Consider the following 23,712-nt stretch of genomic DNA (forward strand, 5'->3'; position numbering starts at 1 on the left):
TCCCCACCCCCGTACCTCTGCAGAACCCGCGGTTCGAGCAGTCCGATCAGCACCCTAGGCAGGCATGGAAACGCCCCCTCCCCAGACCGAGCCCACCGTCCCCACCGAGGCGGACATCGCCGCGTTCCAGCAGCAGCTGGGCCGCCCGCCGCGCGGGCTGCGCGCCATCGCGCACCGCTGCCCGTGCGGCAACCCGGACGTGGTCGAGACGCAGCCCCGGCTGGAGGACGGCACGCCGTTCCCGACGACGTACTACCTGACGTGCCCGCGCGCCGCGTCCGCGATCGGCACGCTGGAGGCGAACGGGGTCATGAAGGAGATGACCGAGCGCCTGGGCCAGGACCCGGAGCTCGCGGCGGCGTACCGGGCGGCGCACGAGGACTACATCACGCGGCGCGACGCCATCGAGGTCCTGGAGGGCTTCCCGAGCGCCGGCGGCATGCCGGACCGGGTGAAGTGCCTGCACGTGCTCGTCGGGCACTCGCTGGCGGCCGGTCCCGGCGTCAACCCGCTGGGCGACGAGGCGATCGCGATGCTCCCGGAGTGGTGGCGCAAGGGCCCGTGCGTGTCGCCGTGCGGCGAGCAGGGTACGGACGAGGGCTGAGGGGGCGGCTGACATGACGCGCGTGGCCGCCATCGACTGCGGCACCAACTCGATCCGCCTGCTGGTCGCGGACGCCGACCCGGTCACCGGGGAACTCGTCGACCACGCCCGGCGCATGGAGATCGTCCGGCTGGGGCAGGGCGTCGACCGCACCGGCCGGCTCGCCCCCGAGGCGCTGGAGCGCACGTTCGCCGCCTGCCGGATGTACGCGGCGGTGATCGAGGAGCACGGCGCCGAGAGGATCCGCTTCGTCGCCACCTCCGCCTCCCGGGACGCGGAGAACCGCGACGACTTCGTGCGCGGGGTGCGGGACATCCTGGGCGTCGAGCCGGAGGTGATCAGCGGGGACCAGGAGGCCGCGTTCTCGTTCACCGGGGCGACCAAGGAGCTGACCGGGCGCGACGACCTCGCGAAGCCGTACCTGGTCGTGGACATCGGCGGCGGCTCCACCGAGTTCGTCGTGGGCGACGACCGGGTACGCGCCGCCCGGTCCGTGGACATCGGCTGCGTACGGCTGACCGAGCGCCACCTCGTGCGTGACGGCGTCGTCAGCGATCCGCCGTCGCCCGAGGGGGCCGAGGCGATCCGCGCCGACGTGGCCGCCGCCCTGGACCTGGCGGAGGAGACCGTGCCGCTCCGCTCGGCGGCGACGCTGGTGGGCCTCGCGGGGACGGTCACCACGGTGGCCGCGATAGCGCTGGGGCTGGAGGAGTACGACTCCGCGGCGATCCACCACTCCCGCGTCTCCCTGGAGCAGGTCCGGGAGATCACGGCGCGGCTGCTGGCCTCCACCCATGCGGAGCGCGCGGCGATCGGCGCGATGCACCCGGGCCGGGTCGACGTGATCCCGTCCGGTGCGCTGATCCTCCAGGCCGTGATGGAGCGGACCGGGGCGCGCGAGGTCGTGGTGAGTGAACACGACATTCTGGACGGAATCGCCTTTTCGCTGGCGTGAGCCGGGCGCTCATGCGTCGTCCCGCCCGCACCGTTGAGTGGGCGGGACGTGCCTGGTGGGTCGGGGTCCGGGCCGCCTCGCCACCAACTTCGTGAACTTCTTCACAAGGAATTGCCCACCCCGGGCCCGTCTTCTGCTCCGGATGGGTCGCGCAGGGGGTGAGCGGGGTCACTCGGGGGTTGGGCCGGCAGGTTCCGGGAGTGTTACGCCGGAGTGGACCGGGAGGCCCCGTCGCCCGGGCGTGAGGGCCAAGGGCCAGCTCGCAGGCGGTGAACAACGTTCACCACTGTAACGGGGTTCCCGGTGCGGGCCATGACCTGGGTCACGTGGGCGGCGAACTATAGCAGAGGGTGGCCACAACCTTGTGAAGGGGCTCACGAGCATGCCCCCCGGGTGGGGTGGATACTCGATGGCATGAGCACCACGGAGCGTCCCAGGATCCTCGTAGTAGGCGGTGGGTACGTAGGTCTGTACGCAGCTCGGCGCATCCTCAAGAAGATGCGCTACGGCGAGGCGACCGTCACGGTCGTCGACCCCCGGTCGTACATGACCTATCAGCCCTTCCTCCCCGAAGCTGCCGCCGGCAGCATCTCCCCTCGGCATGTCGTCGTCCCGCTGCGACGCGTCCTGCCCAAGGCCGAGGTGCTCACCGGTCGCGTCACCACGATCGACCAGGACCGCAAGGTCGCCACGGTCGCGCCGCTCGTCGGCGAGGCCTACGAGCTGCCCTTCGACTACCTGGTCATCGCGCTCGGCGCGGTCTCCCGCACCTTCCCGATCCCCGGCCTCGCCGAGCAGGGCATCGGCATGAAGGGCATCGAGGAGGCCATCGGCCTGCGCAACCACGTTCTGGAGCAGCTGGACAAGGCCGACTCCACGACGGACGAGGACGTCCGCCGCCGGGCCCTCACCTTCGTCTTCGTGGGCGGCGGGTTCGCCGGTGCGGAGACCATCGGCGAGGTCGAGGACATGGCCCGCGACGCGGCCAAGTACTACACCAACGTGAAGCGCGAGGACATGCGCTTCATCCTGGTCGACGCCGCCGACAAGATCCTCCCCGAGGTCGGTCCGAAGCTCGGGACCTGGGGCCGCGAGCACCTGGAGTCCCGTGGTGTCGAGGTCTTCCTCTCGACCTCCATGGACTCCTGCGTCGACGGCCACGTGGTGCTGAAGAACGGCCTGGAGGTCGACTCCAACACCATCGTGTGGACCGCCGGTGTGAAGCCGAACCCGGCGCTGGCCCGCTTCGGCCTGCCGCTCGGCCCCCGCGGCCACGTGGACACCACCGAGAAGCTCCAGGTGCAGGGCACCGACTACATCTGGGCCGCGGGCGACAACGCCCAGGTCCCGGACATGATCGGCCGCAAGGCGGGCAACCCCAACGCCTGGTGCCCGCCGAACGCCCAGCACGCGCTGCGTCAGGCCAGGGTCCTCGGCGACAACGTGATCTCCGGGATGCGCGGCTTCCCGCAGGCCGACTACAGCCACGCCAACAAGGGCGCGGTCGCCGGTCTGGGCCTGCACAAGGGCGTGGCGATGATCGTCATGGGCAAGATGAAGATCAAGCTCAAGGGCCGCCTCGCCTGGTACATGCACCGTGGCTACCACGGTCTGGCGATGCCGACCTGGAACCGCAAGATCCGGATCTTCGCCGACTGGACCCTCGCGATGTTCCTCAAGCGCGAGGTCGTCTCCCTCGGCGCCATGGAGACCCCGCGCGAGGAGTTCTACGAGGCCGCCAAGCCGGCCCCCGCGCCGGCCGCCGCCAAGCCCGTGGGCGAGAAGGCCAAGGCCTCCTAGCTCCACCGGGCCGTAACGGCCGCAGTACGACGCCCGAAGGGGCCGTCCGCCATCCGTGGTGCGGACGGCCCCTTCGGCGTATCCGGGTACGAGAAGAGGGGGGCGCGGCACGGGCCGCACCCCCGGCGGATGCGTGTGCCGTGCATGCATTTTGCCGATCCCTTGCCCGGTAGCGGGATGGCCGGGCCGCCGCAGACTGTTGTGGGGGATGTACCACGCCAAGGCGCCCCGGGTGCCGGGGCGTGGTCCGGGACATGTGTGGGCATGTCCGGTCACGTCGGGAAACACCGTCACGGAGGTGTGCGCCATGGCAGACGCCGCATTGCGGCTGACCGCTCTCGCCCAGCAGTTGCTGGGCCAACCCCTACCGGTCCGCGTCCGGGCCTGGGACGGCAGCGAAGCCGGACCGCCCGGGGCCCCCGTCCTCGTCATCAGGAACCGCCGGGCCCTGCGCCGGCTGCTGTGGAAGCCGGGCGAACTGGGCCTGGCCCGCGCCTGGGTGGCCGGCGAACTCGACGTCGAGGGCGACCTCTACGAGGCCCTGGACCTGATGGCCGGGCTCATCTGGGAGCGCGCCACCGACGCGCCGGGCGGCCTCCAGGCCCTGCGCGACCCGAAGTCGCGCGCCGCCGCCGCGGACCTGCTGAAGCTCTCCGGGCCCTGGCTGCCGCCCGCCCCTCCGCCCGAGGAGGTGCGCCGCCGCAGCGGCCCCCTGCACACCAGACGCCGCGACAAGGAGGCCATCAGCCACCACTACGACGTGGGCAACGACTTCTACGAACTGGTCCTGGGGCCGTCCATGGTCTACTCCTGCGCCTACTGGGAGGACGCCGGGACCCTGGAGGGCGCCCAGCGCGACAAGCTCGACCTGGTCTGCCGCAAGCTGGCCCTGAAGGAGGGCGACCGCCTGCTGGACGTCGGCTGCGGCTGGGGCTCCATGGCCATCCACGCCGCCCGCGAGTACGGCGCCCGCGTCACCGGCGTCACCCTCTCCACCGAACAGGCCGCCTACGCACGGAAGCGCATCGCGGACGAGGGCCTGACCGACCGCGTGGAGATCCGGGTCCAGGACTACCGGGACGTGCGCGACGGGCCCTACGACGCGATCTCGTCCATCGGCATGGCGGAGCACGTCGGCTCCGTCCGCTACCGGGAGTACGCCGACGACCTCTTCGCCCTCCTCAAGCCCGGCGGGCGCCTCCTCAACCACCAGATCGGGCGCCGCCCGGAGCGGGACGAGTCGGCGTACGAGATCGACGCGTTCATCGACGCGTACGTCTTCCCGGACGGGGAGCTGGCCCCGGTCGGCCGGACCCTCGGCCTCCTGGAGGAGGCGGGCTTCGAGGCCCGGGACGTCGAGGCGCTGCGCGAACACTACGCGCTGACCCTGCGCCAGTGGGTCGCCAACCTGGAACGGGGCTGGGGGAGCGCCGTGAAGATGGTCTCGCCCGGCCGGGCCCGGGTCTGGCGGCTCTACATGGCCGCGTCCGCCCTCTCCTTCGAGCGCAACAAGATCGGGGTCAACCAGATCCTGGCGGTGCGCCCGGAGACGGACGGCGCCTCGCGCATGCCGCTGCGCGCCCGCGACTGGAAGGCCGACGCGACCGCCTGAGCGACGTAGAGCACGGGAGTACGCACGGAAGGGGCCGGCGTCCGCGGACACCGGCCCCTTCCGTGCGTACCGCTCCCGTTATTCGGTCTTGATGGCCGTCAGCATGTTGAGCCTGGCGGCGCTGCGGGCGGGCCACAGGGCGGCGAGCACGCCGACCAGTCCTGCCAGGAGCAGGAAGATCCCGATCCGGCTCCACGGGATGACCAGCACGTACTGCGGGATGCTCTCGGCGACGGTCTGCCCGATCGCCCAGCCGAGGAACAGCCCGAGCCCGATGCCGACGAGCGCGCCGAACAGCGAGATCACCACCGCTTCGAGCCGGATCATCCGCTTCACCCGGCGACGGTCCAGGCCGATCGCCCGCAGCATGCCGATCTCCTGCTGGCGCTCGAACACCGACATGGCCAGGGTGTTGACGACCCCGAGCACCGCGATGATCAGGGCCATGCCGAGCAGGCCGTACATGATGTTCATCGCGAGGTTGACGCCGCCGCCGAACATGTCCCGGATGTCCTGACGGTCCATGATGCTCATGCCCGGGTTGTCGCCCAGCGCGTCCACCAGCGCCTGCTCGTTGGCCGCGCTCGCGCCGCCGTCCGTCTTCACCCAGACCTCCCGGATGTCGCCCTTGCCCTCGTGCGGGGCGACGGTGGCGCGGGGGACCAGGACCGGCGAGAGGAACTCGTTGTCCTTGTAGAGCGCGCCGACCTTCAGCGTCTCCTTCCTCTTGTCCCCGTACGTGACCGCGACGGTGTCGCCGGGCTTCCAGCCGTGCGACTTCGCGGTCTTCTCGGCGACCGCGATCTGCCCCTTCTCCAGTGTGTCCAGGGAGCCCGCGACGGTGTCGACGGTGAGCACCTGCTGCACGTCGCCCGGGGTGACGCCGGAGGCCGAGACGCCCTGCCCGCCGATCGTCAGCCAGACGGCCTGCTGGGGCGAGGCGGCGGTGACGCCCTTCGCCTTCTCCAGGGCGGTCAGCGCCGATTCGTCGAGCGCGTCACCGCTGGCCATCGAGACCATGTAGTCGGCCTTGATGTTGTCCGTGGTCACCTTGTCGACCGCCTGGCCGAGGGTGACGCCGAGGACCGAGATCCCGGTGACGAGGGTGAGGCCGATCGCCAGCGCGGACGCGGTGGCACCGGTGCGCCGGGGGTTGCGGACGGCGTTCTGCGCGGCCAGCTTGCCGGAGACCCCGAACAGCCGCCGCAGCAGCGGGCGCACCAGGGCGATCACCGGACGGGACAGCAGCGGGATGAGGACGATGACGCCGATCAGCGCGAGGAACGTGCCGCCCCCGACGAGCAGCTGCCCGTCCGAACCGCCCTTGGCCGCGCCGCCGACGATCGCCGCCGTGCCCAGCAGCGTGATGATGCCGCCGATGGTGTTGCGTACGACGAGGGACTTGACCGTGGCCACCGCGTGCGCGCTGTTCATCGCGGCGACCGGCGGGATCTTCGCGGCCCGGCGGGCGGGCAGCCAGGCGGCGATCACGGTGATCAGGACGCCCACGGCGAACGCGGCGATCACGGTGCCGGGGGCGATCACCAGCGGACCGGCCGGGATCTTGCCGCCGAGCAGGCTCATCGCGGAGCGCAGTCCGGTCGCGAGGCCGAGACCCACGGCGAAGCCGACGACGGAGGCGATGAGGCCGACCACGGCCGCCTCCAGGAGCACCGAGCGCTTGACCTGGCGGCGCGAGGCACCGACGGCGCGCATCAGGGCCAGCTCCTTGGTGCGCTGGGCGACCAGCATGGTGAAGGTGTTGGCGATCAGGAAGACGCCGACGAAGAGGGCGACCCCGGCGAAGGCGAGCAGCAGCTTGTTGAGGCTACTGAGCCCCGCCTCGATGTCCTCGGCCTGCTCGTTCGCGCGCGCCGCGCCGGTCTTGGCCTCGGCGTCCTTCGGCAGCAGCGGCTTCACGGCCGCCAGCAGCTTCTGGTCGGAGGCGCCGGGCGCGGCGGTGACGGAGACGTCCTTGAACTCTCCGGGGCGCAGGAACAGCTTCTGCGCGACCGGGGTGTCGAACAGGACCAGGCTGCCGCCGGCGTTGACCGCGCCGTCCTCGGTGGTGAAGACCCCGGACAGGGTGTACTCCTTCACCGGCCCGTTGGTGGCGACGCGGACCTTGTCGCCGACCTGGTACTCGCCCTTCTCCGCGGTGTCGCGGTCCAGCGCGATGGAGCCGGGCTCGGCGGGGCCGCTGCCGTCGGTGAAGGTGTACGCGGCGTCCTTGCCGTCCTTGCCGGGGGCGAAGTTGGAGCCGGAGTTGGACCAGCCGTTGCCGATGAGCTTGCCGTCGGGGTCGGCGACCCCGGCGAAGCCGTCGACCCGGCCGGTGACGGAGGCGACGCCGTCCAGGGCTCGGATCTTCTCCAGGGTGGCCTCGCCGACGGCGGGGGTCTCCTTGTCGCGCTGGTCGGCCTGGGTGGTGACCGCGACGGCGATGTCGTCGTAGCTCTTGGCCGACTGGTTGCGGAAGGCGTTGCCGAGGGTGTCGGTGAAGACCAGGGTGCCGGAGACGAAGGCCACGCCGAGCATCACGGCGAGGATCGTCATCAGCAGTCTGGCCTTGTGCGCGAGCACGTTGCGCAGGGCGGTACGGAACATGTCAGTCAGTCCTGGGTGTCTGCCGGCCCGGGGAGCCAGGAGCCGGAGTAAGGGGTACGAAGCGCCGGTACGGGCCGGCTCAGCTGGTGCGGCCCTTGGCGTCGAACGCCTTCATCCGGTCCAGCACCCCGTCGGCCGTGGGCTGGATCATCTGGTCGACGATCGCCCCGTCCGCCAGGAAGATGACGCGGTCCGCGTAGGAGGCGGCGACCGGGTCGTGGGTCACCATCACCACGGTCTGGCCCAGTTCGCGCACGGAGTTGCGGAGGAAGCCCAGGACCTCGGCGCCGGAGCGGGAGTCGAGGTTGCCGGTCGGTTCGTCCCCGAAGATGATCTCGGGCTGCGAGGCCAGGGCGCGGGCCACCGCCACGCGCTGCTGCTGGCCGCCGGAGAGCTCGGTGGGGCGGTGCTTCAGCCGGTCGGAGAGGCCCACCATGTCGATGACCCGGTGCAGCCACTCCTGGTTCGGCTTGCGGCCCGCGATGTCCATCGGGAGCGTGATGTTCTCCAGGGCGGTGAGCGTCGGCAGCAGGTTGAACGCCTGGAAGATGAAGCCGATCTTGTCCCGGCGCAGCTGCGTGAGCTGCTTGTCCTTGAGCGAGCCCAGCTCCGTCTCGCCGATGCGCACCGAACCGCTGCTGAAGCTGTCGAGGCCGGCCACGCAGTGCATCAGCGTGGACTTGCCGGAGCCCGACGGGCCCATGATCGCGGTGAACTCGCCCTGCGGGAAGTCCACGGTGACCCGGTCGAGAGCGGTCACCCGGGTCTCGCCCTCGCCGTAGACCTTGGACAGTTCCGTGGCGCGGGCGGCCACCGCGGTGGCGCGGTGAGCGGTGGACATGGTGGTCACAGCAGACTCCAGGGTGGGGTGCGTACGGGACGGAGCCCGCCCGGCGGCCCGCCGCGTCGGCGTGGGCCCCGGGTCAGGGGTACCGCTCCATCGTCTCCGCCGGACGGCCCCCGGTCGTCACTCCCGGTGCCCGTTCCCGGGGCCCTCTTGAGTCGCATGATCCACCCGCCGGCGTCCTCCTCGGGTATGACACCCGCCTTCGCGCGGCCTAGGGAGCGTGCCTAGGTGCCCCCGTCGACCCCCGCGGCACCAAGCGGGCCGTCCGGTCCTCGTACCCTTCCGCGCCACCGTCCGTGACCAGGGACAGCAGGGTCCGGGCCGCGAGGCTCCCGTACGCCGGGATGTCGCGGCTCAGCGCGGTCAGCGGGGGCCGGACGACCCGGGAGAGCTGGGAGTCGTCCCAGGCGACGAGCGAGAGGTCGCCCGGCACGTCGAGCCCCATCTCCTGGGCGACCGACAGCCCGGCGACGGCCATGATGTCGTTGTCGTACACGATCGCGGTGGGCCGCCCGGGCGAGCTCACCAGGCGGCGCGTGGCGTGCGCCCCGTCGTCCCCCGAGTAGCCCGTGTGCACGACGACCGGCTCGCCGAGCCCCAGTTCGGCGCAGACCTCGCGCTGGGCCCGGTCGCGCAGGGCGGTGTGGTTCAGTTCCGGCATCCCGGCGACCCGGGCGACCGAGCGGTGGCCGAGGGCGGCGAGATACGCGAAGGTGTCGCGGACCGCCGCCGCGTCGTCGGACCACACGGCGGGCAGCGGACCGGCCGCCGAGGGGTGGCCGATCGCCACGGCGGGCAGGCCGAGTCCGGCGACGCCCTCGATACGGGGGTCGGCGCCGCGCAGGTCGGTGAGGAAGACGCCGTCCACCCGGCCCTCGCCCCACCAGCGGCGGTAGACCTCCAGCTCCTGGGCCGGGTCCGTGACGACCTGGAGGAGCAGGGCGCAGCCGCGCGGCGAGAGCTCGGACTCGATGCCGCTGATCAGCTCCATGAAGAACGGCTCCACGCCGAGCAGCCGGGCGGGCCGGCACAGCGCGAGGCCCACCGCGTCGGCCCTGGCCCGGGTGAGGGCGCGGGCCGCGCTGTTGGGGCGCCAGCCGATCTCCTGCGCGATGGCCTTGATGGCGGACCGGGTCGCGGGGGAGACGCCCGGCCGGTCGTTCAGCGCGTAGGACACGGCGACCTTGGACACCCCGGCGCGGGCCGCGATGTCGGCGATCGTGGGGCGGTGCTTGGGCATGTGACCTCGCTTAACCGGTTCGTGCAGCGTGCGCATCCTAGCCGCTTCGAAGGGTGCGCACGGCGCTCTTCACCGGCCGTCGTCGCTCAACTCGCCTGTGCCGTAAAGGAAATGGGAGCGCTCCCGCACCCTTGACAGGGGCATGAGGTGGCCTTAACTTCACGGCACTTACCCGGTTCAGTAACTCCGCTCGGCAGGGACGGCGGGGAGAAGGAGGGACGATGGGCACGGGATTCCGGGGACGGATCGCGGCCACGCTCGCCGTGATCGCACTCGCCGCCACCGCGTGCACGGGGGGCGGCTCTTCGGGCGGCTCGGGCGGTACCGGCGGTGGGGGCGGCGGCGCTCTTCCCCGTAACGAGACGCTCTACACCACCGGCACCCAGTGGGGGCCGCCCGCCAACTACAACCCGCTGCACAACTGGGACCACGCCACCGGCACCAAGGGCCTCGTCTACGAGACCCTGTTCCACTTCGACCCCAACGCGGGCAAGCTCACGCCCTGGCTCGCCGAGTCCGGCAGCTGGACCGGGGACAAGACCTACGAGGTGAAGCTGCGCCCCGGCATCAAGTGGTCCGACGGCAAGCCCCTCACCGCGAAGGACGTCGCCTACTCCTACGGGATCGGGAAGATCGAGGCGTCCGCCTTCCACAGCCTGTGGAGCTGGCTCTCCGGCGCCGAGGCGGTGGACGCGACCACGGTCCGCTTCACCTTCAAGGAGGCCCGCTACCAGGAGTGGGACTTCACGCTCTACGGGCAGCCCGTCGTTCCCGAACACATCTGGAGCAAACGCTCCGAGAAGGAGGTCCTGGACGGCGTCAACGACAAGCCCGTCGGCACCGGCGCGTACACCCTCAAGAGCCACACCCAGGACCGCGTCGTCTGGCAGCGGCGCGACGACTGGTGGGGTGTGAAGGCCCTGTCCATGAAGCCAGCGCCCCGCTACATCGTGGACGTGTCCAACCCCAGCAACGAGGTCGTCATCGGCCAGCTCGGCCAGAACCAGCTGGACCTGAGCAACAACTTCCTGCCAGGCGCCGCCTCCCTGGTCAAGAGCAAGAAGGTCGTCTCGTACTACGACGAGCCGCCCTACATGCTCTCCGCCAACACCGCCTGGCTGGTGCCCAACACCACCAAGAAGCCGATGGACGACGCCGCCTTCCGTCGCGCGCTCGCCGCCTCCGTCGACACCGGGAAGATCGTCAAGGGCGTCTACGGGGGCCTGGTCAAGGGTGCCGACCCGACCGGGCTGCTCCCGCAGTGGGACAAGTACATCGACAAGGGCCTCGTCGCGAGCGAGGGCTTCACCTTCGACACCGCCAAGGCCAAGCAGATCCTCGCGGACGCCGGCTACAAGGACACCGACGGCGACGGCCTGGTGGAGAACAAGGACGGCTCGAAGCTCAGCCTGAAGCTGGCCGTGCCCACCGGCTGGACCGACTGGATGGAGGCCGCGAAGGTCATCGCCTCGTCCGCCAAGGCCGCCGGAATCAAGATCACCACCGAGTTCCCCGACGCCAACGCCCTCAACGAACAGCGCGGCAAGGGCAACTTCGACCTCGTCGTCAACAACGAGCGCCAGCTCTCCAGCACCCCGTGGACGTACTACGAGTACATGTTCCAGCTGCCCGTCCAGAAGCAGCAGAACACCGTCAACTTCGGCCGCTACGAGAACGAGGACGCCTGGAAGCTCGTCCAGCAGCTCGGTGCGGTGAAGACCGACGACACCGAGGGCATGAAGAAGGTCATCTCCAAGATCCAGGACATCCAGCTGAAGGAGATGCCCGTCATCCCCCTCTGGTACAACGGCCTGTGGGCCCAGTCCACCACCGGCACCTGGACCAACTGGCCCTCGGACGCGCCCGGAGCGCCCAAGTACGCCCCCGCGATGTGGCGCAACTGGCTGGAGATGGGCGGCTTTGAAGCGCTCACACAGCTGAAGCCCGCCAAGTGACACGGCAGTTCTGAGAGCGGCCGGTCCCCGGGGCTCTTCCCCCGGCCGGCCCCTCCCAATCCACGACCGCCCCGCCGTGCGCGCCGACCTGACCGCCGACCGCACGGCGGGGCTCTCTCCGGGGAGCCCTCTTGCGCCGCTACTTCGCCCGCAAACTACTCATCTACGCGCTGACCTTCGTCGTCGCCGTCACCGTCAACTGGATGATCCCGCGCTTCATGCCCGGCGACCCGGTCGCCGCCATGGTGGCCCGGGCCAGGGTCTCGCAGCCCGAGGCCGTCGAGGCCATGCGCGCCTACTACAACAACCTCTTCGGCTTCGACGAGCCCGTCTGGCAGCAGTACCTGCACTTCTGGAGCGCCCTCCTCCGGGGCGACTTCGGCCTCTCCATCTGGGTGTTCCCCAAACCCGTCGCCGACGTCCTGCTCGACGCACTCCCGTACACGCTCGGACTGATGATCCCGGCCGTCCTGCTCAGCTGGTTCGTCGGCAACTGGGCCGGGGCGCTCGCCGCCCGCCGCAAGGTGCTCGACAACACCGTGCTCCCGGCCGGCTATCTGCTCACCGCCATGCCCTACATGTGGATCGCCGTCATCCTCGCCTGGGCGCTCGGCTCCAAGGCGGGCTGGTTCCCGCTCTCCGGCGGCTACAGCCTCGACATCCAGCCCACCTGGTCCTTCGCCTTCGCGGCGGACCTGTTCCAGCACTGGGTGCTGCCGTTCCTGTCGCTCTTCCTCGTCGCGCTCGGCGGCTGGGCCATCGGCATGCGCAACATGATCATCTACGAGCTGGAGTCGGACTACTCCAATTACCTCTCGGCCCTCGGCGCACCCCAGCGCCTCATCCGCCGCTACGCCTTCCGCAACGCCGTCCTGCCCCAGATCACCGGACTCGCCCTCCAACTGGGCGTCCTGGTCGCCGGAGCGCTCGTCACCGAGATCGTCTTCGCGTACCCCGGCCTCGGCTCGCTCATTCTCGCCGCGATCCAGAACCAGGACTTCTTCCTGCTCCAGGGCGCGTTCCTGTTCATCGTCATCGGCGTCCTGATCGCCAACTTCCTCATCGACATCGTGTACGTCGTGGTCGACCCCCGTACCCGTACCGGCATGGCAGGAGGCCAGTCATGAGCACCGTGCCCGAACCGGCCACCGAGCCCGCCGCGCCCTCCGTCCCCGCCGCCCGGCCCGGCCGCGAGACCCTGCACTACGCCGTCCGCAACCCGAAGCTGCTCATCGGGTTCACCGTCGTCGTGCTGCTCCTGCTCGTCGGGATCATCGGCCCGCCGCTCCTCGACAACGCCGACCCCAACGAATACGTCGGCCCGCAGGCCGCCCCGCCCGACTCCACGTACTGGATGGGTACCACCACCTTCGGGCAGGACGTCTACGCGCAGTTCGTGCACGGGCTGCGCTCGACGTTCCTGGTCGGCGTCGTCGGCGGGGCCATCGCCGCCGTCATCGCCATGCTCGTCGGCTTCCTGGCCGGCTACCGAGGGGGTGCCGTGGACGAGATCCTCAACATGCTCACCAACGTCGTCCTGGTGCTGCCCGCGCTCGCCGTCCTGCTCATCATCAACGCGTACCTCGGGGTCCGCTCGGTGCCCGTGCAGGGCCTGTTCATCGGGCTCACCTCCTGGCCGTGGGCGGCCCGGGCCATCCGCGCGCAGACCTTCTCGCTGCGCACCCGCGAGTTCGTGGACCTCGCCCGGCTCAGCGGCAGCGGCACCTGGCGGATCATCTTCCGCGAGATCGCGCCCAACATGAGCTCGTACCTCTTCATGATGTTCATCCTGCTGTTCGGCGGCTCGGTCCTGATCGCCTCCTCGCTCGACTTCATCGGGCTCGGCCCCACCGAGGGCGTCTCGCTCGGGCTGATGCTCCAGAGCGCCCAGCAGTGGAGCGCCCTCCAACTCGGCATGTGGTGGTGGTTCGTTCCGCCCGGCGCCGGGATCACCGCGATCGTCGGAGCGCTGTACGTCGCCAACGTCGGCCTCGACGAGGTCTTCAACCCCAAGCTGCGGGAGGCCTGACCATGACCGCGACCGCTCCCAGGGAGGTCTGAGCGCATGACCCTGACCGTGACCGACCTCCGGGTCCACTACCGCACCCTGCGCGGTGAGGTGCGGGCCCTGGACGGCGTCTCCTTCGACCTCGCCGACGGGGAGATCCTGGGCCTCGCCGGCGAGTCCGGCTGCGGCAAGAGCACGCTCGGCAAGTCGCTGATCCGCCTCGACGGCCGGATGCGGCACGCGGGCGGCACCGTCACGCTGGACGGCGACGACGTGCCCGTGGCCGACGACCGGGCGATGAACGCCTTCCGCTTCCACCGGATCTCGCTCGTCCCGCAGTACTCCATGAGCGCCCTCAACCCGACCCGCCGCATCGGCCGCATGATCCGCGAGCTGCTCGCCTCGCGCGGGGCGAGCGTGGACACCGCCGAACTGCACCGCAGGCTCGACCTGGTGGGCCTGGACCACGACGTCCTGGACCGCTACCCGATCGAGCTGTCCGGCGGGATGAAACAGCGCACCGTCATGGTGATCTCCACCCTGCTCGACCCGTCCGTCCTCATCGCCGACGAGGTCACCTCCGCGCTCGACGTCTCCACCCAGCGCGCCGTCGTCGGCGCGCTCACCGGACTGCGCGACAAGGGCCTGGTCACCAGCATGATCTTCGTGACCCACGACCTCGGGCTCACCTCGCACATCGCGGACTCGATCATGGTCATGTACGCGGGCAAGCTCGCCGAGAAGGCGCCCACGAAGACCCTGACGACCGCGCCCCGCCACCCGTACACCAAGCTCCTGCTCGGCGCGCTCCCGGAGGTCGGGGCCCGGCACGCCGACCGCCCCCTCACGGGCATCGCCGGAGCCCCGCCGTCCCTGCTCAACCCCCCGGCCGGCTGTCGCTTCCGCGACCGCTGCCCCGTCGCGGACGAGCGCTGCGCCGAGGAGCCCCCGGTGATCGAGATCGCCCCCCGCCACTCCGTCGCATGCTGGAAGGCCTGATGCTGACCCTCGACCACGTCACCAAGACCTACCGGGCCGGCGCGTTCGGCGGCGGCTCCGTCACCGCCGTCGACCGGGTCTCCTTCACGGCCGCGCCCGGCGAGGTCGTCTCCCTCATCGGCGAGAGCGGCAGCGGCAAGTCCACCATCGGCCGCATGATCCTCGGCCTCACCGGCGTCAGCTCCGGCACCCTCACCCTGGACGGGCAGCGGGTGCGGCCCGGCAAGGACTTCTACCGCCGCGTCCAGGGCGTCTTCCAGGACCCCTTCTCCTGCTACAACCCCGTCTTCCGCGCCGACCGCGTCTTCGACCTGGTCCGCCGCGCGTACCACCCGGGCGTCCGCGACGCGGAGTGGGCCGACCGCGTCGAGAAGGCGGTACGCGATGTGCGCCTGGACCCCGCACAGGTCCTCGGCCGCTACCCGCACCAGCTCAGCGGCGGCCAGCTGCAACGGCTCCTCATCGCCCGCGCCCTCCTGCTCGACCTGAGCTTCCTGGTCGCCGACGAGATCACCAGCATGCTCGACGCCTCCACCCGCATCGACGTCCTCAACCTCCTCGCCGGGCTCAAGGAACGCGGCCTCGGCGTCCTCTACATCACGCACGACCTCGCGCTCGGCACGTACCTGGCGGAGAAGACGGTGGTGCTGCGCAGGGGCCGGGTGGTCGAACGCGGCGACACCCAGAAGGTGTTCGGCAACCCCCTGCACCCGTACACCCGCACCCTGCTCGCCGCCGTGCCCCGCCTCAACCAGCCCTGGGACCCGCCGGAGCCGGTACGGTCGTGCGCCTTCCACGAGGGGGACGGCGGCTCCTCCGGGGGGTCGGGGGCGGCCACCACCGACCTGTACGAGACCGAGCCGGACCACTTCGTCGCCTGCGCCCAGCTCCCCGACTGCGGAAGGACCCCCGCGTGACCCTTCGCCACCTGCCCCTGCACGACGGCTGGACGCTCCACCCGGCCGGACCCGTGCCCTCCGGGCTCCCCGCGGGAGGCATCCCCGACGGCATCCCCGCCACCGTGCCCGGCTGCGTCCACACGGACCTGCTGGCCGCCGGGCTCATCGAGGATCCGTACCTGGACGACAACGAGACCCGGCTCGGCTGGATCGGACGCACCGACTGGTCGTACCGCACGACCTTCGACTGGGCGCCGGACGGCCACGACCACGCCGCCCTGTGCTTCGACGGCCTCGACACGGTCGCGACGGTCGTACTCAACGGCACCGAGATCGGCCGGACGGCGAATCAGCACCGCTCGTACCGTCTTCCCGTGCGCGATCTTTTGCGCGAGGGCAAGAATTCTCTCGACGTGACTTTCACCGCGCCCTATTCCTACGCCGAGGAACTGCGCGACCGCCTCGGCGACCGCCCCGGCGCCTACGCCGAGCCGTATGCCTTCATCCGCAAGATGGCCTGCAACTTCGGCTGGGACTGGGGCCCGACGCTGGTCACGTCCGGCATCTGGCGCCCGGTCGCCCTGGAGACGTGGAGCGGTCCGCGCATCGCGTCCGTGAAGCTGCTGCCCGACCTGGACCCGGAGGGCGAGCCGTTCCTCACCGCCGAGGTGGAGATCGAGCACGACGGCCTCGAAGCGGTGTCGGGCTTCGTCGGGGTGGTCGGTGCGGGGGCCCTCTTCGTCCTCACTGAGGACGAGCACCGCGTCTCCGTCAGCCTCTCGGTCCCGCAGGCCGAGCCCTGGTGGCCGCACAGCCACGGCGAACAGCCGCTGTACGAGGTGGAGGTCCGCGTCGGCGACCACGTCCGCCACCTCCGCACCGGGTTCCGGGCCGTCACGCTCGAACAGGAGGCGTTCCGCATCTCCGTGAACGGCGAGCCGGTCTTCGTACGCGGGGTGAACTGGATCCCCGAGGACTGCTTCCCGTCCCGCCTGACCCGGCAGCAGCTCTCCGACCGCCTCGACCAGGCCGTCGCCGCCCACGTCAACCTGGTCCGGGTGTGGGGCGGCGGGCTCTACGAGAGCGACGACTTCTACGAACTGTGCGACGAGAAGGGGCTCCTGGTCTGGCAGGACTTCCCGTTCGCCTGCGCCGCCTACCCGGAGGAGCAGCCACTGTGGGACGAGGTGGCGGCCGAGGCGCGCGAGAACGTCGTCCGGCTGGCCCCGCACCCTTCCCTCGTCCTGTGGTGCGGAAACAACGAGAACCTGGAGGGCCACGCCGACTGGGGCTGGCAGAAGGAGCTCGGCGACCGCACATGGGGCCACGGCTACTACCACCGGCTGCTGCCCGGGATCGTCGCCGAGGCCGACCCGACGCGCCCCTACTGGCCGGGCTCGCCGTACTCCGGCAGCCCCGACGCCCACCCGCAGGACCCGGAGCGGGGCACGATCCACATCTGGGACGTGTGGAACCGCGCCGACTACCGGGCGTACGCCGACCGGGTGCCGCGCTTCGTCGCGGAGTTCGGCTTCCAGGGCCCGCCCGCGTATGCCACACTCCGCCGCGCGGTCAGCGGCCCGCTCACCCCCGACGCCCCGCTCCTGGCCCACCACCAGAAGGCCGACGACGGCGACGCGAAGCTGCTGCGCGGCCTGGGCGACCATCTGCCGCAGCCCGGAGAGGACTTCGACGACTGGCACTGGCTCACCCAGCTCAACCAGGCCCGCGCCGTCGCGTTCGGCATCCGCCACTTCCGCTCCCACGCCCCGTACTGCATGGGCACCATCGTCTGGCAGCTCAACGACTGCTGGCCGGTCGTCTCCTGGTCGGCCGTCGACGGCGACGGCCGCCGCAAGCCGCTCTGGCACGCGCTGCGTTCGGTGTACGAGGACCACCTGATCGCCGTCCGCGACGGCTCCGTCCACGTGGTCAACGACACGCCGGCCCCTTGGGCGGGCACCCTCCGCCTGACCCGGCACGCCCTGGACGGCACGGTCCTGGCGGAGGAGGCCCTGCCGGTGGCCACGGCCGCCCGCGCCACGACGAGCGTCCCGCTGCCCGCCGCGCTCGCGACACCGGCCGACCCGGCCCGCGAACTCCTCGTCGCCCGCCTGGACGACACCAGGACCCTGCACTTCTACGAGGAGGACCCCGCGCTCGCCCTGCCGCCGGCGCGCTACGGGGTGACGGTGACGGAGGAGGACGCCGGGACGTACCGCGTCGAGATCACGGCGGAGACCCTTCTCCGGGACCTCTGCCTCTTCCCCGACCGCCTCCACCCGGACGCCGAGGCCGACACCATGCTCGTCACGCTCCTGCCCGGCGAGAGCACCACGATCCGGGTCACGGGCGCGGTGCTGGAGGACCCCTCCGCGCTGGCGACCCGCCCGGTGCTGCGGTGCGTGAACGACCTGATCGCGACCTAAAATCAGCCACGAGGTGGCGCGCCCCTGGCGATCGGTGGCGCGCCCCTGGCGAATCGACTGTGTCGGTGCGGCGACTTTCCGTCAATTCGCCCGGCACCCCCGCACTGCCGCCATCTTGCCCGGGCATGTGGGTATGCCCCCGACGTGCGCTGACGGGGACTCAAGAGATCGATAAATAAGACAACATCGAGCCACTGTTCGGCTGATCACCCCGAGCCCCCCGGATAGGGTCATGTGCCAACGCGGAGCCGCGCGCCAAGCCCGGATGGTGGAATGCAGACACGGCGAGCTTAAACCTCGCTGCCCCTCGGGGGCGTACCGGTTCAAGTCCGGTTCCGGGCACCATCGCGTACCAGGTCCCGAGCCATCAGGTACCCGGAACGATCACCTCGAACCGTGCGGATCCGAGTGAACCCCGCCTCGTCCAGGAGCTTCGTCCACACGTGCTCCCGAAGCACCCACGACGGGGCGACCGGGCTGCGGCGCGGGAGCGAGGACACGGCGCCCGGCGACGAGGCATGGTGGCGCCGCCACCGGGAAAGGGTGGAGAGCGCGGCCCGGGAGGCGGCCGGTCGGTCCGCCGGGTGAGCCTGTCCCCCCGGGGAGGTGAGCGGACGCACCCGCTCCCTCACCGCGCAGGGCCGGTGCCCGGGGAAAGATCCTCCTTCGGCACTAGGCGGATAGCTTTGCCTACCCATTACTCTTGTGGGAAGGCCACGCTGGGTGGCCATGGAGGAGTGAGATGAGGAGCAGCAACCCGGTCTTCTCGCGACGGGGCTTCAGCCGCGACAACGGTTACGCGGGCTTCAACGCGGCGCCGCAGGCCGGGGCCCCCGCAGCGGGTGCCAACCCGTACGCGCAGGGCACCGCACCGAACCCGTACGCGACCAACCCCTACGCCCCCACGGGCGCCCCCGCGCCCGCCCGTACCGGCGCGATGACGATCGACGACGTCGTCACCCGCACGGCGATGACGCTGGGCACGGTCGTGCTCACCGCCGCGCTCGCCTGGGCGCTCCTGCCAGTCGACGAGGCGAACCTCGGCAAGTCGTACGGCATCGCCTTCGGCGCCGCGATCATCGGGTTCGTGCTGTCGATGGTCCAGTCTTTCAAGCGCAAGCCCGTACCCGCGCTGATTCTCGCGTACGCCGCCTTCGAGGGTGTCTTCCTCGGCGTCATCTCCAGCGCGGTCAGCACGTACATCGGGCCCGGCGTCGTGATGCAGGCGGTGATGGGCACCATGTGTGTCTTCGCCGGTGTGCTGTTCGCGTACAAGATGGGCTGGATCCGCGTCACCCGCCGCTTCTACGGCTTCGTGATGGCCGCCGCCATGGGCTTCCTGCTCCTGATGGTCGTCAACCTGCTGTTCGCCGCCTTCGCCGGCGGTGACGGCCTCGGCTTCCGCAGCGGTGGCCTGGGCATCCTCTTCGGCGTCGTCGGCATCATCCTCGGCGCCTGCTTCCTGGCCCTCGACTTCAAGCAGGTCGAGGACGGCATCGCGTACGGCGCTCCGCGCGAGGAGTCCTGGCTGGCCGCCTTCGGTCTGACCGTGACCCTGGTCTGGATCTACATGGAGATGCTGCGCCTGCTCTCCATCCTCAGCGGCGACGACTGATCGCCCCCGGCGCACGCGGAAGCGGCCCGCGGTCTCCCTCCGGAGGCCGCGGGCCGCTTCCGTGTGTACGGCGATAGGGTCGCGGGGTGCTCGATACCACCCCCCTGATCATCGCCGTGGACCGATTCGCCGACCGGCTGCGTGCCGCCCCGCAGAGCAGGCTCCAGCGGGGAGCGGCGGCCCAGGGCCTCGCCGCCGCGCGCGAGCTGTCGGCGCGGGCCCAGCGTGCCGAGGAGCCCGGCCGGGAGCCCAGGGGCATGCCGGACGCCGGGGTGTTCGCCGTCGGCGACCAGCTCGCCGTCGCCGGCCGGGACCTGGCCGTGGCACTGGAAACGGCCCCGTCCGAAGAGCTGGACGAGGCCGTGCGATGCGTCGAGGAAGCGGCCGCGCGGGCCTTCGCGTAGGCCGCGCGGCGTGCAGGGAGGCGGCAGCCTCCCCGTAGAACCGGGGACCGACGTCGGTGCGGGCTCAGAAGCTCGCTATGACGCGGTCGGCGAGTATGTACACGTTCTCCCTGCCGCACGAGAACGTCAGCGCGTACGCCCCCGAGACTCCGGAGCCGCCCAGCAGTACCGGGTGCTCGCCGGCGCGCAGCGACTCGGCCAGGCGCTCGGCCGTCTCGCGGTGGCCGGGGGTCATACAGAGCGTCGTACCGTCGGCGAACACGTACACGTCGAGCGTGCCGAGCGGGCCCGGGCGCACGTCGGACAGCTCGGTGCGGCTGTCCGCCAGCTCCTCCAGGCGGTTCACCGTGCGCTCGTGGTCGGTGACGACGGGCGTCTGCACGGGGACGAAGTCGGGGTGCGAGGGGTGGCGGCGGCGGGCCGCGGCCAGCTCGGGGGAGTCCTCGGCGAACTCGGTCTCCGGCAGCTCCGCGAGCTCGGTCAGCTCGTCCAGGGCCTCGGCCGCGTCGAGGTCCATCGACTCCAGACCGGCGAAGTCGCTCTGGCGCGGCATGAAGAACGGGGCGTCCTCGCCGAGACCGGCCAGCCCGCCCAGCAGGGACGGGGCGTCGGCGGCGTCGCGCGCCTCCTGCGAGGCCCAGAACGCGCGGGCCTCGGCCAGCTCCCGCTCGCGCTCCTCGGCCAGCGCCTCGGCGACGGCCGCGCGTATTTCTTCGGCGGAAGTGGTGTCGTTGCGGGTCTGAGGGGGTACAGCGGCTATACGGGCGTGACCGTCGGCCAGCTCCTTCCGGAGCGCCGAGACCTGCCTGCGCAGCCCGTGAGCGGCGTGCAGAGCAGCGGCGCCCACAGCCGTGGCAGCGGCGGTGGTCAGCAACAGGGCAATAGGCATGGCGCTCACTGACATACTCCCGGTTTCAATCGATCCCCCGACTTCCTACATCAGCTTGTGCCCTGACGGCACCATGTGTCAGTGCATTACGTCACGAAATGGACAGGACTTTGGGCCCTGTGTAAACGGCTGTTGTAGGTGTGACCTGCGCAAACGACTCTCCCCCAGGAGATAGATCACATCCTGGGGGAGATTCGGTCACGGTCGGGGCTCGGTGGCCCGCAGGGGCCCGAAACCCGTTCTGATCAGCTCAGACGCTCGATGACCATGGCCATGCCCTGGCCGCCGCCGACGCACATGGTCTCCAGACCGAACTGCTTGTCGTGGAACTGGAGGCTGTTGATCAGCGTGCCGGTGATGCGCGCGCCGGTCATGCCGAAGGGGTGGCCGACGGCGATGGCGCCACCGTTGACGTTGACCTTCTCCAGCGGCAGGCCGAGGTCGCGGTAGGACGGGATGACCTGGGCGGCGAAGGCCTCGTTGATCTCGGCGAGGTCGATGTCGCCGACGGTCAGCCCGGCCCGCTTCAGCGCCTGCTTGCTCGCCTCGACCGGGCCGTAGCCCATGATCTCGGGGGAGAGGCCGGAGACGCCGGTGGAGACGATCCGGGCGAGCGGGGTCAGGCCCAGCTCGCGCGCCTTGGTGTCGGACATGATCACGAGCGCGGCGGCGCCGTCGTTGAGCGGGCAGCAGTTGCCCGCCGTGACCAGGCCGTCCGGGCGGAAGACCGGCTTCAGGCCCTGGACGCCCTCCAGGGTGACGCCCGCGCGCGGGCCGTCGTCCTTGGCGACGACCGTGCCGTCCGGCGTGGTCACCGGGGTGATCTCGCGCTCCCAGAAGCCGTTCTTCAGGGCCTCCTCGGCGAGGTTCTGCGACCGTACGCCGAACTCGTCCATGTCCTGACGCGTCACGCCCTTGAGCCGGGCCAGGTTCTCCGCGGTCTGGCCCATCGAGATGTAGGCGTCCGGGACCAGGCCGTCCTCGCGCGGGTCGTGCCAGCTCGCACCGGACTCCTCGGCGCGGGCCGCGGTACGGGCCTCGGCCTCCGCGAAGAGCGGGTTGTGCGTGTCCGGCAGGCTGTCCGAGTTGCCCTTGGCGAAGCGGGACACCATCTCCACACCGGCCGAGATGAAGACGTCGCCCTCACCGGCCTTGATGGCGTGCAGGGCCATGCGGCTGGTCTGGAGCGAGGACGAGCAGTAGCGGGTGACCGTACAGCCGGGAAGGTGGTCCATTCCCATCTGCACGGCGATGATGCGGCCCAGGTTGTTGCCCTGCTCGCCGCCGGGCAGACCGCAGCCGAGCATCAGGTCGTCGATGTCCTTCGGGTCCAGCTCGGGGACCTTGGCCAGCGCGGTCTGGATGATCGTCGCGGTCAGGTCGTCTGCGCGCAGGTCCTTGAGCGAACCCTTGAAGGCCCGGCCGATGGGCGAACGGGCGGCAGAGACGATCACGGCTTCGGGCATCACGCGGCTCCATGGGGGCTGAGGGCGGACAGGCTGCCTGAGGGATCCGGCAGACCCGGCGGTACGGCACGACTGCTCTGGAAATTACCCGGACGTAGCGCCCGGGTCACCCGACCCGGCATGTGATGCGGGCCTCTTTTCTAAGCGAGCGCTCAGTCAATGGTCCCCTTTCCGGGGCGCCCGCTCGGCCGGCGGACCCACGCGTGCCTCGGTGAACCGTTCGCGTCCGTGTCCGGCCAGTGGTCGAGGCGCGTCGAGCCGCCGGGCTCCGGGTGCGGGTGCGGGTGCGGATGCGGCTCCGTGGCGGCGGGCAGACGCCGCCGCCTGCGGTGCTTGAGCAGAGCCCAGGGCGCCCGGGCCCCCGTGACCTCCGTACCGGCCTCCTTGGCCGCCTGGGAGGCCGCCTTGGCCACCGGCAGCATGTCCTCGCGCCGGGCGCCGTCCAGCCGGTCGGACTCCGGCCACAGGCCGAGCACCGCGCACAGCGTCGGCAGCACCGCCATGGACGCGGTCGCGTACCCCTCGGCCGACGGGTGGTAGTTGTCCGGGCCGAACAGCTCCCGCGGGTTCTCCTCGAACTCCGGGCCCAGCAGGTCCCCCAGCGACACCGTGCGCCCGCCCTGCTCCACCGTGCCGATCGTCTGCGCCGCCGCCAACTGCCGGCTCACCCGCCGGGCCAGCCAGCGCAGCGGCTGGTACACCGGCTCGATCGTGCCCAGGTCCGGACAGGTCCCGACGACGACCTCCGCCCCGGCCGTCCGCAGCCTGCGCACCGCCGTCGTCAGACAGCGCACCGACTGGGTCGCGGGCATCCGGTGCGTCACATCGTTCGCCCCGATCATGATCACGCACACGTCCGGCGTCCGCGCCGGGTCCGCGAGCAGCAGCGAGACCTGCCGCTCCAGATCGTCGGACCGGGCACCCGGCAGCGCGACGTTGCGCAGATCCACCGGCCGCTCGGACACCGCAGCGAGCCCCGAGGCCAGCAGCGCCCCCGGCGTCTGCCCGGCCCGCCGCACCCCCTGCCCGGCCGCCGTGGAGTCCCCGAGCAGCCCGAGGCGCAAGGGCTCCGCCGGGCCCGTGAACGCCACTCCGTACCGTCCGTCCGCGCTCGGCGGGACCGGGGCGGTACCGCCGCCCACCTGCCGCTTCGCCAGTTGGACCTCCGCCAGCAGGACGCCCACCGCCGCGGCGCCCAGCAGCCCGATGCTGCCCCCGCCGTAGGCCGCGCCCGCCGCGATCCGCCGTGCCACTCTCGCCGTCGACACAGTCCGGTCCACCTCCTCGTCCCACGTACCGCAGTAGAGCCGTACACAGAGCTACCTGCCCGCTACCAACCGTCGTTCAATCGCGCCGCCCAATCTCGCGCCCGTACGCATACGC

General features: G+C 71.1%; 18 protein-coding genes and 1 tRNA gene. 13 read left to right on the forward strand and 6 right to left on the reverse strand.

Features of this window, described 5'->3' with window-relative positions; translation table 11 throughout:
• Positions 1-64: 64 nt before the first annotated feature.
• The 4 genes from ACIQZN_RS30110 (at position 65) to ACIQZN_RS30125 (ending at position 4,971) form a co-directional block, all read left to right on the forward strand.
• Positions 65-604: a DUF501 domain-containing protein gene (locus ACIQZN_RS30110; protein ID WP_404000476.1), complete on the forward strand. Its 540-nt coding sequence runs from the start codon at positions 65-67 to the stop codon at positions 602-604.
• 13 nt (positions 605-617) lie between these two features.
• Entirely contained in the window at positions 618-1,559 is a 942-nt protein-coding gene (locus ACIQZN_RS30115) for an exopolyphosphatase (RefSeq protein ID WP_404000479.1), read from the forward strand.
• 414 nt (positions 1,560-1,973) lie between these two features.
• Positions 1,974-3,359, forward strand: a complete 1,386-nt coding sequence (locus ACIQZN_RS30120; RefSeq protein ID WP_404000481.1) for an NAD(P)/FAD-dependent oxidoreductase — start codon at positions 1,974-1,976, stop codon at positions 3,357-3,359.
• 307 nt (positions 3,360-3,666) lie between these two features.
• Positions 3,667-4,971 (forward strand): class I SAM-dependent methyltransferase, encoded by a 1,305-nt coding sequence (locus tag ACIQZN_RS30125; protein WP_404000484.1) that lies wholly within the window; start codon positions 3,667-3,669, stop codon positions 4,969-4,971.
• A gap of 78 nt (positions 4,972-5,049) precedes the next feature.
• Here ACIQZN_RS30125 and ACIQZN_RS30130 read toward each other — a convergent pair whose 3' ends face one another.
• From ACIQZN_RS30130 to ACIQZN_RS30140, 3 genes are all read right to left on the reverse strand, one after another.
• On the reverse strand, positions 5,050-7,578 hold the full coding sequence (locus tag ACIQZN_RS30130; protein WP_404000487.1) for an ABC transporter permease: 2,529 nt from the start codon (positions 7,576-7,578) through the stop codon (positions 5,050-5,052).
• Positions 7,579-7,657: 79 nt separating this feature from the next.
• Complete coding sequence (locus ACIQZN_RS30135) at positions 7,658-8,428, reverse strand: ABC transporter ATP-binding protein (protein WP_404000490.1); 771 nt, start codon at positions 8,426-8,428, stop codon at positions 7,658-7,660.
• A 208-nt stretch (positions 8,429-8,636) separates the two neighbouring features.
• Positions 8,637-9,665 (reverse strand): LacI family DNA-binding transcriptional regulator, encoded by a 1,029-nt coding sequence (locus ACIQZN_RS30140; RefSeq protein ID WP_404000493.1) that lies wholly within the window; start codon positions 9,663-9,665, stop codon positions 8,637-8,639.
• Between the two features lie 221 nt (positions 9,666-9,886).
• On the opposite strand from ACIQZN_RS30140, the gene ACIQZN_RS30145 reads away from it, so the two are divergent.
• The 9 genes from ACIQZN_RS30145 (at position 9,887) to ACIQZN_RS30185 (ending at position 19,974) form a co-directional block, all read left to right on the forward strand.
• On the forward strand, positions 9,887-11,620 hold the full coding sequence (locus ACIQZN_RS30145; protein ID WP_404000496.1) for an ABC transporter substrate-binding protein: 1,734 nt from the start codon (positions 9,887-9,889) through the stop codon (positions 11,618-11,620).
• Positions 11,621-11,751: 131 nt separating this feature from the next.
• Positions 11,752-12,747, forward strand: a complete 996-nt coding sequence (locus ACIQZN_RS30150; RefSeq protein WP_404000499.1) for an ABC transporter permease — start codon at positions 11,752-11,754, stop codon at positions 12,745-12,747.
• Entirely contained in the window at positions 12,744-13,649 is a 906-nt protein-coding gene (locus ACIQZN_RS30155) for an ABC transporter permease (protein ID WP_404000502.1), read from the forward strand. The genes ACIQZN_RS30150 and ACIQZN_RS30155 overlap by 4 nt, the downstream gene beginning before the upstream one ends.
• Before the next feature lie 36 nt (positions 13,650-13,685).
• Positions 13,686-14,627 carry an ABC transporter ATP-binding protein gene (locus ACIQZN_RS30160; RefSeq protein ID WP_383302908.1) on the forward strand — a complete coding sequence of 314 codons (942 nt, stop codon included), beginning with the start codon at positions 13,686-13,688 and terminating at the stop codon, positions 14,625-14,627.
• Positions 14,612-15,544 carry an ATP-binding cassette domain-containing protein gene (locus ACIQZN_RS30165; RefSeq protein WP_404000506.1) on the forward strand — a complete coding sequence of 311 codons (933 nt, stop codon included), beginning with the start codon at positions 14,612-14,614 and terminating at the stop codon, positions 15,542-15,544. The genes ACIQZN_RS30160 and ACIQZN_RS30165 overlap by 16 nt, the downstream gene beginning before the upstream one ends.
• Positions 15,541-17,955: a glycosyl hydrolase 2 galactose-binding domain-containing protein gene (locus tag ACIQZN_RS30170; RefSeq protein WP_404000509.1), complete on the forward strand. Its 2,415-nt coding sequence runs from the start codon at positions 15,541-15,543 to the stop codon at positions 17,953-17,955. The genes ACIQZN_RS30165 and ACIQZN_RS30170 overlap by 4 nt, the downstream gene beginning before the upstream one ends.
• 259 nt (positions 17,956-18,214) lie before the next feature.
• Positions 18,215-18,300, forward strand: a tRNA-Leu gene (locus tag ACIQZN_RS30175).
• A gap of 397 nt (positions 18,301-18,697) precedes the next feature.
• Entirely contained in the window at positions 18,698-19,570 is an 873-nt protein-coding gene (locus ACIQZN_RS30180) for a Bax inhibitor-1/YccA family protein (protein ID WP_404000512.1), read from the forward strand.
• A gap of 86 nt (positions 19,571-19,656) precedes the next feature.
• Entirely contained in the window at positions 19,657-19,974 is a 318-nt protein-coding gene (locus tag ACIQZN_RS30185; RefSeq protein WP_404000515.1) for a hypothetical protein, read from the forward strand.
• 64 nt (positions 19,975-20,038) lie between these two features.
• Here the strand turns inward: ACIQZN_RS30185 and ACIQZN_RS30190 are convergent, their stop codons facing one another.
• The 3 genes from ACIQZN_RS30190 to ACIQZN_RS30200 form a co-directional block, all read right to left on the reverse strand.
• On the reverse strand, positions 20,039-20,863 hold the full coding sequence (locus tag ACIQZN_RS30190) for a hypothetical protein (RefSeq protein WP_404000517.1): 825 nt from the start codon (positions 20,861-20,863) through the stop codon (positions 20,039-20,041).
• Between the two features lie 245 nt (positions 20,864-21,108).
• Complete coding sequence (locus ACIQZN_RS30195; protein ID WP_266534619.1) at positions 21,109-22,329, reverse strand: acetyl-CoA C-acetyltransferase; 1,221 nt, start codon at positions 22,327-22,329, stop codon at positions 21,109-21,111.
• A 152-nt stretch (positions 22,330-22,481) separates the two neighbouring features.
• Positions 22,482-23,582 carry an SGNH/GDSL hydrolase family protein gene (locus tag ACIQZN_RS30200; RefSeq protein WP_404000707.1) on the reverse strand — a complete coding sequence of 367 codons (1,101 nt, stop codon included), beginning with the start codon at positions 23,580-23,582 and terminating at the stop codon, positions 22,482-22,484.
• Positions 23,583-23,712 lie beyond the last annotated feature (130 nt).

This window comes from Streptomyces sp. NPDC097595, from assembly GCF_044761525.1.
GTDB lineage: Bacteria > Actinomycetota > Actinomycetes > Streptomycetales > Streptomycetaceae > Streptomyces > Streptomyces drozdowiczii_A.